6 protein-coding genes are annotated in these 12,819 nt (G+C 42.6%); 3 read left to right on the forward strand and 3 right to left on the reverse strand.

What is annotated here, in order from left to right; translation table 11 throughout:
- The first annotated feature begins 4 nt into the window (after positions 1-4).
- Together OO007_RS03390 and OO007_RS03395 are read left to right on the forward strand one after the other, a co-directional pair.
- Positions 5-739, forward strand: a complete 735-nt coding sequence (locus OO007_RS03390) for a lysophospholipid acyltransferase family protein (RefSeq protein WP_325807750.1) — start codon at positions 5-7, stop codon at positions 737-739.
- Between the two features lie 260 nt (positions 740-999).
- On the forward strand, positions 1,000-1,671 hold the full coding sequence (locus OO007_RS03395; protein WP_325807751.1) for a pathogenesis-related family 1 protein: 672 nt from the start codon (positions 1,000-1,002) through the stop codon (positions 1,669-1,671).
- 40 nt (positions 1,672-1,711) lie between these two features.
- Here OO007_RS03395 and pbpC read toward each other — a convergent pair whose 3' ends face one another.
- The 3 genes from pbpC to OO007_RS03410 form a co-directional block, all read right to left on the reverse strand.
- Positions 1,712-4,108 (reverse strand): penicillin-binding protein 1C, encoded by a 2,397-nt coding sequence (gene pbpC, locus OO007_RS03400; RefSeq protein WP_325807752.1) that lies wholly within the window; start codon positions 4,106-4,108, stop codon positions 1,712-1,714.
- A gap of 182 nt (positions 4,109-4,290) precedes the next feature.
- A complete protein-coding gene (locus OO007_RS03405; RefSeq protein ID WP_325807753.1) occupies positions 4,291-10,218 on the reverse strand; it encodes an alpha-2-macroglobulin family protein in 5,928 nt (1,975 codons plus the stop codon).
- Between the two features lie 229 nt (positions 10,219-10,447).
- Positions 10,448-11,155: a GNAT family N-acetyltransferase gene (locus tag OO007_RS03410; protein ID WP_325807754.1), complete on the reverse strand. Its 708-nt coding sequence runs from the start codon at positions 11,153-11,155 to the stop codon at positions 10,448-10,450.
- Positions 11,156-11,298: 143 nt separating this feature from the next.
- Between OO007_RS03410 and pdxR the strand changes: the two genes are divergently transcribed.
- Positions 11,299-12,768, forward strand: a complete 1,470-nt coding sequence (pdxR, locus tag OO007_RS03415) for a MocR-like pyridoxine biosynthesis transcription factor PdxR (RefSeq protein ID WP_325807755.1) — start codon at positions 11,299-11,301, stop codon at positions 12,766-12,768.
- The last annotated feature ends 51 nt before the right edge of the window (positions 12,769-12,819 follow it).

Raw genomic sequence — 12,819 nt, forward strand, 5'->3', positions numbered from 1 at the left:
TCCATTGAATACGCCTCTACTTTACATTCGCGCTACTTTATATTGGATTGGATTACTTACCAGCACCGTTTTCTACGGTTTATTTTCACCCCTTTTGTTGATGCTAGGGCCAAAACTCAGCTATCGAACAGTATTGCCATGGACACACTTTAATATCTGGTGGTTAAAAGTAACCTGTGGGGTCAATTACAACATTATCGGCAAAGAGAATATCGACCTGAATAATCGTGGCATTATTCTCGCAAATCACCAGTCAACATGGGAAACCATGTTAATACCAACACTGCTACCGACAACATCATGGGTATTGAAAAAAGAACTCACCTGGATTCCTTTTTTTGGTTGGGCGCTAATTACCACCAAACCTATTGCAATAGACAGAAAATCGGGTGCTTCAGCAGTTGAGCAAGTAAAAAAACGTGGTAAAGAACGCCTCGATGAAGGCAACTGGATTTGCATGTTCCCAGAGGGAACCCGTGTTTTACCAGGACAAAAGAAAGCCTATCGGATGGGTGCGGCATTACTTGCTGAATACAGTGGCTACCCTGTTTACCCACTTGCACATAATGCCGGCGAATGTTGGCCAAGGCATAGTTACATCAAATTACCCGGTACAATTACCGTGAGTATCGGAAAACCGTTTAGCGTAGAAGGTTTAACAGCCGAAGAAATCAATGATAAGGTCAGAAACTGGATTGAAGCAGAGATTGAAAAAATGCCACCAGCAGTAAAAAAATAAGATAAAAAACGAACTAAAACTGCATTTTGCGCTCTTCTATTAATTACAATTCATTAATAATAATCTATTTATAACAATAATTAGAGCATAACCATAATCGGGCCAGTTCTACTAAGCATGTTACTAAGTATGTAAAGCCACCCCCCTACTTTGAGGGCTTTTTTTGAGGCTTTTTTTCAAAGTAGCATTGCTATCAAACATTATAACAAACTATGCATTCACTTATAGATACACTTAAAAAACATCTCCATTTGGGTCTAATGAGCGCACTGCTAGTTTCCAGCAGTCTTGTACTGGTTGGCTGTTCTGTAGAACAAAAACAATCAACATCAGAAGTCGTTGTCATACCAGAAGAAAATCAAGAACTGGATGAAATCGTCAATGATTCAGAAAATAAGGTATTACCTCCGCCTGGACCATACGGGCAGCAAGTGTATGAAGAAAGACCACCGGAAAAACCTCCTTTATCGCGAGCAAAACTATTTTCAGGTGTATTGGATTCACATAATAAAGTTCGTGCCAAACATCGCCTTCAGCCACTTAAATGGTCAGATAAACTTGCAAGATATTCACAGGAATGGGCAGATCAATTAGGCTCAGGATCACGTTGTACGATGCGCCACAGAAGTGGTCAACCGCCTTACGGTGAGAACCTGTATTGGTCAAGTGCGGTTGTGTGGAGTGATGGAAAACGTGAAACTAATCGCGTCACAATTAAGGATGTAGTGAAAGTCTGGACCGATGAAGAGCTTTGGTACAATTATCAAAGTAATAGCTGTAAACCCGGACAAAAATGCGGTCACTACACACAAGTCGTTTGGAAAAATACCACGGAAGTCGGTTGTGCAATGAAAGTATGTAGCGATAAATCACAAACATGGGTTTGTAGTTATAACCCACCCGGCAATTTTACGGGTATGAGACCTTACTAAGCAGTCGAACGTTTGAGCTCTTTTTCATTCTAAAACAGTATTATTGGCTCAGCACATGAAAACTCTGTTCAACACGATTACCTTTTTCATCCACCAAAGTAAGTCGATGTTTGCCAGCAGCTAGCCATATTGCTTGCTCATGGTAAGTTTGTGTTGTTCCCAGAAAATCATCATCCAGATGCCAGAATAACTGTGCTTCTGGATTTCCGTGGATTGCCTGGAAGACCGTTTTACCTTTCTCTCCCGTTAATTCTTTAGGGATATAAATCTGCGTGTTTCGCCTGGGATAAATCAATGAAATAGGACTGTCTTTAGACGCGACTGTTTCCACTTTTTGGCAATCTTCTCGCCATTCAGGCATGACTTTGTAATTAGCATGAAACTGTTGATAGTAATAAGCTTCATCGGGCGGCAAAACGAACCAGTCTATATGCTCCATTGCAGCCACTGATTCACAACCGCTATGCACGCGAAGCTGGGTTTGTTTATCTAGATGAATACGCTGATGATTGGGTGAAACACGATCGAAATGACTACTTGCGGGAATATAATAATCTTTCGCTTCGCAATTTTGATTCGCCAGGAAACCATCGTCTTTGCATATCGAAACCAGTTTCATTTGCTCGACAGGCTTTCTAAACCATTTTGAATCCAGTGAAAGCCGGTTAAAGACATCAAACAAAACGGGGGCAGCGACTTTCACTCCGGTCATACCTTGACGTCCTTCTCCGGCAGCATTTCCGACCCAGACTCCAACGGTATATTTTGGCGTAGTACCCAATGCCCACGCATCACGGTGACCAAAGCTTGTGCCTGTTTTCCAGGCTATTTTGTGCGTACTGTTAAATCGTTTCCAATACGCTTCACTTCCCGGTCGGCCAACTTCTAGTAACGCTTGTAAGGTCATCCAGGCACTTGCAGGGCTGAGTTGATTTTGTTTGGATGTTTGCGCTTTTTGTTGCTGTAGAATAACCGGTTGTAGCATTTGTCCTTGTTGAGCATCCGAGTCATGATCAGAATCTAAACCTTGCTGTGCCCGATTAGCTAAATTGGCGTACATTCCTGTTAAATCCCAAAGCGTCCCTTCTGCGCCACCCAGAATCAGCGGCAAACCGTATTCACGAGAACGTCTATGCAGAGTACTCATACCCATATTCTTTAGCGTTGCTAAAAAGCGTTCGACACCGTGATAACTCAGCATATTCACCGCTGGAATATTTAATGAGCTGGCTAGTGCCTGTTTTGCCCGCACAGCACCCCGATACTTACGATCGAAATTTTTAGGGCGATATCCTGTGTAGCGAATCGGTGCATCTGCCACTAGCATTTCAGGCAACAACTCACCCTGTTCAATCATGCTTGCAAACAGGAACGGCTTGAGCGTACTTCCGGTACTTCTAGGGCGTTGGATCAAATCAATCGCCTGACCATGTTCAGCTTTGTCTTTTAGTGGTGGCGCATTACCCACATACGCCTTTACTTCAAAGCTGTCATTGTCGATCACGACAATTGCGAGATTATGGATATCCTTTAACGCGTTTAATTGACCGTAGTGTTTGGCGATTTGATTAACTTGAGACTGCAATACATAATCAATGGTGGTGTTAAACCGCTTGTGATTTTCGGTAGAATTTGCCTTCGCTTTAGCAATTAAAGTGTCTAATAAATGCGGTGCCATTCTTGGCAATAAATTGGGTTTCTCAGGCAATGGTTCGGCAATTGCTAATTGATAATCGAGCTTGCTGAGTTTCTCTTGCTGGAATAGTTTGAGTAATAAACGATCGCGCTTGGCTTTTAAGGTATCGCGTTTTCTACCGGGATGAATCAGTGCAGGACTATTTGGAAGAACCGCCAACATCGCACTTTCAGCCCAGGATAACTGTTGCGGATTACGCCCAAAATAACGCCACGATGCCGCTTCCAGACCAACCACGTTTCCACCAAATGGAGCGTGACTGGCATAGTAATTCAGGATTTGATCTTTGCTGTAACGAGTTTCCAAACGTAGGGCTCGAAACGCTTCGATGGCTTTCTCAGTCAATGAACGCTCCGGATTTTGTGAGGCAAGTCGAATCACTTGCATCGAAATAGTACTACCACCACTGACAATGCGACCCGCCTTCAGGTTTAATTTAAGCGCACGCCCAATGGCTAAAGGGTCAACACCAAAATGCTTATAGAAACGTTTGTCTTCAAAAGCGACGAGGCTGGTTTTGAATTTATCGGGGATCTGTTGTAGCGGGGGAAAACGCCACTGCCCATCTTTTGAAATATGTGCACCTAGCAACTTACCCTCTTTACTCAGCAAGATACTTGATACGGGTGACTTAAACAGCGGCTCAGGCAGGCAAAAATAGAAGGCGGTGATTCCTATCAAGACAAAGATAAACAGTAATGATCTGCCTTTGCTTTTTGTTAGTGACTTGAATGGTTTCACGGTTATCTTATAAAAAGTGGCTGAAAGGTGGGGGGTGGCTTTTCTAGGCTCTCCAAGAGCCAGAAATGTTCATCGTAGATTCCATAAGGAATCGTCGATGTACAATGTTTATGCTGGGTTAGCTGTAGTTAAATAACAAAAGCCACCCCCCACCTTTGAGGCGTTTTTTTAACTCCTCATTTCTACTTAACAATATTAATAAAGCGACCTTTCTCAATGGCCTTTAAATTACCATCGTACATCGCTTCAACAGTTATCGCGGGTTGGTAATAACGCCCTTGATAGGAAGCATTCGCTAATAATTCAAAGTTTTTGACTTCACCTTTCTTTAATGAGAAATAGTAATAAATGCGATCATCACGCAAATCACGATAATCATATTTACTCTTGGTCGCGGTCTGTTCTGACGCTAACAGTATTTCCATGCCCGCTGCTACTGGTATCGTAAGTGCTATATTTTCAGCGTCATAATTACCGTTATTTTGAATGCTCACAGATAACTTCGCATCGTTGCCCTGAGCAACTTTCCATTCGCTATCATCAGCAAGATCATTCCACAGCTTTTTGTTTTCAGCATCGCGCACGCTAAACTCAGTATCAATGGTTAAACCTTTTGATTGACTGATTTCATCACCAGCTACAGGTACACCCTTAGTCACTAGGTTCGCGAATAATCTCACTCCAGATGTGTTTTCTACACTGATGTTAGAGTCTGCTTTTACCAGCATGGTGCTGGATATAGGTTTGCTGCTATTGATGGTTTTTGGCGTGCCATCTTGCGACAGATTTGCAGTGAAACTGCTGGTATCTCCGCCCAAATAACGGGAAACACCCATTAATGCCCAGGATATACCTTGAGTACTCTGGAATCCATCGCCACTCATTTGCTCTGCAATTTTTTCTAATAACTGATTCGCATCCTGCTTTTTATTCAAGGCAACCAGATTATCTAACTGCAATCCAAGATCTCCCAACGTCGAGCTGAAGGTTTTATCAGGCGTAGTAATGTTATTGACTTTAGTAGCATCGGAATCCATACCCTGAATCAATGCTGTCGCCGCTTCAGGTTGTGATGCCGTTTGGTATGCAGCAGCGAGTAACCAGCGCCCTTTGTTGTTCAATCGACTGTTATTTCCACCAGTTTCGGTACTCGCCGTATTAGCCGTATTAGCCGCCTCACGAAGACGATTCATCGCGCCTAATTGCGGTTGACCTGCTAACGCTAAAACATAAAGGCGATAAGCTTGAGTATGAGAATATTTATTGCTCGCAACAATGTAGCCTTGCGCTGCTCCGACCTGATAATTCAGCCAGTTATTGAGTAGGTTCGCTGGCAATTTATAGCCCAGCTTCTTTGCTTCTAATAAAAAGTGACCGGCATAAATACTTGCCCAATCGTTTTGATAATTACCGCCCGGCCAATAACTAAAATCACCGGTTCCGTTTTGGAAGCGTCTTAACTTATCAATCGCTTTTTGAACGTGTAGCTGAGTATCCTGCTTTTGCTTATCGGTTAAATCCATCACCTTCGACAAGAATAATTGTGGGAAAGCCGATGACGAGGTTTGTTCTAAACAACCATGCGGATACCGGATTAAGAAATTCAGCCTTTTCTCAATATTCAATGGTGGCACCGCTGATAACTCTAGTACCGATTGATTAGTGCCTTCCAGACCAAAGGCCACTGCTTTGTTATCCCAACTTTTACCCGGCTCGATAACCTGAGTAATGGTGCGTGTAGTTTCCTGATTGGCTCTGCGAATATCGAGATAAACTATTTTTTCAGATTTAAATTCACCATTACGTCCATCCTTATCAGAAGACGTTGAAGTGCTGTTGGCAGAAGCTGTCGCCGTAAAGCGCAAGCGTGTTTTACCGACTTTATTGGCTGTTTTAACTTTGATAAAGGCAATTTTCTCACCCATCTTGTTAAAGCTAATGTGTTGAGTGGGTTCTCCAATAACGTTGACTAAATCATCTGTTTCGACCAATACGGTCACATCTTTAATTCTGTCGTCCATCGAGAATAAAGTCACAGGAATAGACACTTCTTCCTGAGGTCCAAGCACACGTGGCAAACTGCTTTGCAGCATTAACGGTTGACGCACAAAAATAGATTGTTGCGATTTACCGTAAGCCCCTTTTTCGCCCGCAACCAACATCACACGAACTGCGCCTAAGTAAGGAGGCAATTCTATTTCGTGTTTTCTGGTTTCGCCTTGCGCTAAAGTAAAGGGACCGAGGTATTTAACCACAGGTGGGAAGCGACGCTTCTTGCTATCGTCATCATCCGTTTCTTCATCATCGCCACCACCTAAGGCAAGCATGCGTTCTAACTTACCACCATAGGCACCGACAACATGATCAAACAAATCCCAGGTTTGAATGCCGAGTGCTTCTTTGCTGTAGAAATGACGATGTAAATTTGGCGTCTTAAATGAGGTTAAACCCAACAAGCCTTCATCAACAACTGCCAAGGTATATTTCATGCTTCTACCATTGCCTTCGCTAACCGTTACGGTCTGCTTAGATTCTGGTTTCCATTCTTTTTCAGCCTGAATTTTAGGTAGTAGATAGCTTTCAGCGTCTTTTACATCTAATGGAATAATGCCATACAGGCGAATCGGCCTATCGTTAGATTTACCTTCATGAGGCTGCAATAGAGTGATATGCACATAAGCGTTGGGTGCCATTTCTGCGGTAATAGGCACTTCAAACTGCAATCGCTTCTCGGAGCTATTGACGCCTGCAGCGGCTGCCGTTGATGCTTCTGTAAATTTAACCCAGCGCTGTTCTAGTATTCGGCTACCGGTTTCAATGCTCAGTAATGCTCTGCCTTGAGAGGTTGCAGGTAATTGAATCGTTGCAACATCGCCCACGCTGTATGCGGTTTTATCAGAGAACAGATTTAGACGGCTAGCGGCACCACTGTCTTCTTCTTGTGCGCGACCTGCCCATCCCGGCCAATCGATATAAACTGTTTTGCCCGTACAGTGTGTGCCTTCTAAATCACACGCCCGAATTAGATAACGACCCCAACTAGGGTATTTAACTTCAAAGTTCCATTCGCCCACGCCATCTGTTGTGCTGACGATATCCTTTTGCAGAAGTCGTTGGTAACGGCTATCTGCGTACTCTGCGAGAGATTCGCTGGATTTATCCCACCACCACTTCCATTTGATTTTATATAGGCTAACCTGGACTTTATTTAACGATACTTCTTCGCCCTTAGCGCTCAAACTGGCAATGCTTACCTTGTGCTTAACATCGGTGAGCAACATGCCACGTGTAGCATCTCCTTTAGGTAACTTGATACCAACGTAATTAGTGTATGGATGGTAATCGATATTGCTGCGGCTGATGCTAAACGCTCCACCTTCTTCAAACACTCGCGAGGTAAATTTTGCTTTCAGCATGCCAGCTGGCTTACCTTTCACTTTGAAGTCTTTGCTAAATTTTAAGTAGCCTTCTTCATCCAAACGACCTTCTAAAAGCATCGTGTCCTGACTTCTTAATGAGCGCGCTGGATCATCAAACACATAGTCAGTGAATTTGCCGAATTGTGTTTTCTTTTGGGTGAATTTAACGGAAACATCTGCTTTTAATTTACTTGCTGTGGCGCCATGTAACCATTGCGAGAACAACGTCCCTTCTGGTGTTCCTTCACTGCTGTAAATAACCTCAGCCGGTTTATCGCTGGCATTTTCCCCTTGCGCTTTAAAATTGAGTTCCAGCTTTAAGCGATTTGGACGGACGGTTTCAATCATCAATGATTTGCTGAAAGAGCTTCCACCGACAAAGGCTTTTACCATCCAGTTTCCTGTTTGCGCTTTCTCTTCCGTTTTAAATTTAAACGCATAAAAACCACCAACCGAATCAACGCTGGTTTTCGTATCAACCACTCTGCCTCTCGGATCGATGAGCTTCATTGTTACTGGATGGCTGTCTGGAATCTTCTTGGCATCTTTTTCATTTAACGCCTGATTCTGCAGCACAAACGTCAAAAAGATATCATCGCCGGGGCGCCATACACCGCGCTCTCCATAAATGAATCCTTTAATTCCTTTTTTGATTTTTTTGCCACCAACATCAAAATGACTGACTGCCAACGCTGTTTTGGTGTTGAGCTTTAAATAAGCCGTATCTTGAAACTTTTTAGCAACCAATAGGAAAGGCGTTTCCGATAATTGCACTTTGGCAAAACCTTCTCCATCAGATGTTGCCTTTGAAAGTAACTGGCCCTGATAATTCCTGATTTCAAACTCCGTGCCCGTTAACGGTTTAGCCGTTCTGATATCGGTTGAAATAATACTTAAATCACCGTTAGCTTCGCGTTTCGTGATTAAGCCGATATTGCTCGCAATGAAGTTTTGACTAGCACTTGTCTTGTCGCTGTTATATCGATAGTACGAATCGGTACAAGGATCGTTTCTGCTATCCCAACCAGAATTGTCATTGTTATAACCTTCTACATAATCACTGATTCCATCCCAGCCACTATTCTCTAACACACCGTAATCTTCCATATCTTTAAGCGGTGCGTCTTTACTATCTGCCACTGGTGTATCTGCAGCACAACGATACGTTGAGTGACGACGTTTTATCGATAACGTAAGACGAATCATTCCACCGGAATATTTTTTCATTAACTCCGTTGCGTTAAAGGTATAGCGATTCCATTTATTTGGATCAGCAGATTTCAGTGGAATCACTTTACGCCAGAGATGACGACCGCTACGGCCTAATTCATTTGAACCCGACAAGTTTCCAACCTGCAGAAACTGCTTCATATTGTCTGAATAAATACGAAATGCGGTGACTTCTACCGCATTAACACCGACCGCTTCGAACGGGATTTCCAAGGTAGAATTTTCTGGAAGGATAGAGCCTTTGCTAACAAATTTAACTTTTGGCTTGGCATCATCAAAGGCTACTTTTTGTTCTATTTTCTTAGATAAAACCTTATTACCTTCTTTGGATTTAATGCCACCGTAAAGTCTTACCAAAAAACTTCCTGCGAGATTTCGGTTTGGGTAGATATTGATTCGATTTCCATCAATGCTGACTTTGTATTTATTTTTTGCCAGCTCCACCAGCCCTTTCAAGTTTTGATTGGGATCCAGGTCATCTGAAAAACGCACTTCTACAAAAGGAGAACTATCTGCTTTGTGGATCACGGCGATTTTAGTGACTTCAAATTTATCAGATCCCGGAACCGTTATACTTTTTCTGCCTTTGGTTTTGATATCGATCGCTGAGCCATTCCATGACAAATGCAAATCAGCATCAAAGGTTTCTTTGACGATGTCTCTCACAACGAATTTATGGCTCTTACCATTGGTGTTGTGTGTCCACTCGATGGGCAATGTTTTGTCCTGAAATTTTGCAGAGACTACTTTTTCGACAAGTTTCGAGGGCACACGATCAGACACCAGTAATTGTCCTTCCAGCATCATCCCATTACTGACCGCTGGATCGGTTGTTAAACCTACAGTTTTGATTTCATATTCGAGAGGAATGACTTGAAACGTGTATTGAAAAGGCGCCGCTTTATTAGGAATATCAAAAAGCCCAACGGGTTTAATGCTGACCTTGTAAACGGTGCTCGGTTTTAAATGCTCGAGAGGTTTCCACACTATACTGGACTTACTGGCAAATACCGGCTTGCCTTTAACCTCTGGCGAAATGAACATGATCTTACTGGCGTCTTTGCCCACCATCGATTCATCAACGACATCACGATTAAAATCAATATGGATTGGAGTGTCACGAGAAACAATCCCTTGCGTGTGCCAGCCACCGAGTTGCTCCCAGCTAAATGCAGATAAATCATCTTTTGTTTCAATCGGGGGCTCTGCTTCGGTAGTATCCTGAATAATTGCCGTTGCTTGATCAACGCTACTCGAAGGACTCGCTGCCTGACTATAATTGTCAGCAGTATTGCTTGCAGGCGCTGATTTCGAGGCAGTCTTGATGGCCTCTGTCTTGTTTGAATTGCCAGTACTGTTCGTATTACCTTTATCACCACCGCATGCATTTAGCATAAGCGCAAAAATAATTGTTAGGGGTAGTGAGCGTTTTAGATCGCCAGCAAAACCTTTAAATAGCACTGATTTATCCCTCATAGAAAGTAAGCTAATTGATCAAACTATAACAGGTTAGTTCCACTGTTATGCGTAACTTTAGCAAATTTTATATGGAGATTTTGTGCAGTTCAAATGAGCATCGATGTCTAGCCAATCAATAAAAAAGTGCTTATAAAAAGTGCCTATAAGTAGGGGGGTGGCTTTTCCTTCTAATCAGCTAGTCTTTTCTAATGAATTAATCCCCTAAATTAAATTATGTTCTGAAACTTGCGAGGCTAGAGCGTTGCTGCCCGTTTTCATCAAAATTTTGTGGGTCTAACCAACTTTTGAACGCCGCTTCTAGTTTCGGCCATTCTTTATCCAGAATAGAAAACCAGGCAGTGTCACGATTTCTGCCTTTGTACATGGTCAGTTGACGGAATATCCCTTCAAACTGAAAACCCAGTCGTAAAGCCGCGGCTCTTGATGGACCATTTAGTGAATCGCATTTCCACTCATAACGGCGATACCCCAATTCATTGAATACACGTCTCATCATTAAATACATGACTTCTGTAGAAATGGGGGTCTGCTGCATGAGTGGTGAAAAATGAATATGTCCTACTTCAATAACGCCATCCTTAGGGTTAATGCGCAAATATGTCGCTACTCCAACGGCCTGATTTGTTTTTAAATCAATCACCGTATAAAACAGCGGATCATCTCCGAGGCTTGTTACTTCTAACCACGTGACAAAGTCTGCTTTATTTTCAAAGGGCCCATAGGGTAGGTACGTCCAGTTGCTCTGATCCTGGTCTTTGCCATAGGCTTGATAAAGATCGTCTGCGTGTAATTGTATATCTATCGGTTCAAGCCGACAGTATTGCCCTACCATTTCAGAACGGGAGGGAAATTCGCAGCCGGTCCAATCTTGCATAGGAAAACCAATTGGCTGCCCCAGGCTGTTTTTATGTTCGCTCATTGATCTTTTCTCCGTGCTGATTGTTTTCGCTACTGATACTTAAATTTATAAAAACATCTTTAATTTATAGTCTATTATCAAAGAATATTGGTTTATTTAAAGCACCAATTACACACAATATTTAGGAACCACTTCGAGCAATAATGATTAAATTAAGCGGCCAAGGCTCTCTGTATAGACAACTCTACGAAAGCCTTAAAAATACGATTTTAGCTGGGGAATACAAAGCGGGTGAAAAGCTACCGTCTAGTCGTGAGTTAGCCAAATCATTGCATGTTTCTCGTAATACGGTGATTAATTGTTATGAACAACTATTGGCAGAAGGCTATATTGAGACACGGTTTGGCTCTGGAAGTTTTGTCGCGGATAATGATTTAAGCAAGCAACAACAGTTACCAAAACAACACTATCGACCGCCCAAGCTCAGCGACTCAGCACAATATTCATTGAAACAATGGCAAGCTTATGACCTGAATCATCTTGATAGGGCGGCGCTTGATGTCAATTTTCAATATGGCCCCGTTGATATCAATGAGTATTTATTAAAAGACATCAATCAGATTGCTCGTCGCTTTAGCCAAACTCTGGACTCAAATTACCAAAGGCCCGAAGGGCTTTTAAAATTGCGTGAAAGCATTGCACGCTATGCGCAACAAAACAGGGGGTGCCAATGCAATGCCGATAATATTGTCATCACTAATGGGTCACAGCAGGCTTTAGATTTAATCGCACGCTTGTTGATTCAAAAAGGTGAAAAAGTCATTATCGAAGAACCGGGATATCGTGGCGCGGCACAGGCGTTTTCGAATGCCGGCGCAGAATTGATCAGATGCGATGTGGATATTGAAGGCATTGATCTTGATAAAATCGATCCAGACAATAAATCAAATTCCACAAGAAATAACAACGTACGTTTGGTTTACACAACGCCCTCTCATCAATTTCCTACTGGCGCTGTTCTGCCATTATCGAGGCGTATTAAATTACTCGAATGGGCGAATGCAAATAATGCTTTTATCGTGGAAGATGATTATGACAGTGAATTCCGCTATCAAGGTCCTCCAATCGAAGCCATTCAGGGATTGGATCAATCGGGGCAGACGATTTATATAGGCACCTTCTCGAAAGTACTTTCGCCCGTTTTACGCATTGGCTATGTTATTTTACCGACACCTTTGGTTGAGCCTTTTACTGCCTTAAAGTGGTGTAGCGATCGACACAGCCCATTGCTTAATCAGCAAATACTGGCTGAATTTATTAACTCTCCGCTTTATGCAAGACACTTAAAACGCATGCGTAAGATCTATTCCAGACGTCGTGAAATCTTGATCTCCAAGCTTGAAGAATATTTTGGTGATGAAATATCTGTTGAAGGCACCAATGCAGGTATTCATTTATTAGTTTGGTTCAAACAGCTTGATGCGGCCAAAGAAGCAGACTTTATTCAACTCGCTAAAAATAAATCCGTTGGCGTCTATTCTGCAAACAAGCTTTACCAGAAACCACCTGAAAACCTCGGGTTATTAATTGGTTATGGCAACTCGAGTTGTGACCAGATAGAACGTGGAATAGAGCGATTAGCTGAGTGTTATTCATCCCTGACGCAACAATAACTACTTCCTATTTTTTACAAAGACACCCCCCTACTTATAGGCACTTTTTTA

This window comes from Cocleimonas sp. KMM 6892 (assembly GCF_035798195.1).
In the GTDB taxonomy this organism is placed as follows: domain Bacteria; phylum Pseudomonadota; class Gammaproteobacteria; order Thiotrichales; family Thiotrichaceae; genus Cocleimonas; species Cocleimonas flava.

Coding starts and splice junctions, on each gene's coding strand:
- OO007_RS03410 (WP_325807754.1), bottom strand. CDS start 11,155: ATGAGCGAACATAAAAACAGCCTGGGGCAGCCAATTGGTTTTCCTATG.
- OO007_RS03395 (WP_325807751.1), top strand. CDS start 1,000: ATGAGCGCACTGCTAGTTTCCAGCAGTCTTGTACTGGTTGGCTGTTCT.
- pdxR (WP_325807755.1), top strand. CDS start 11,299: ATGATTAAATTAAGCGGCCAAGGCTCTCTGTATAGACAACTCTACGAA.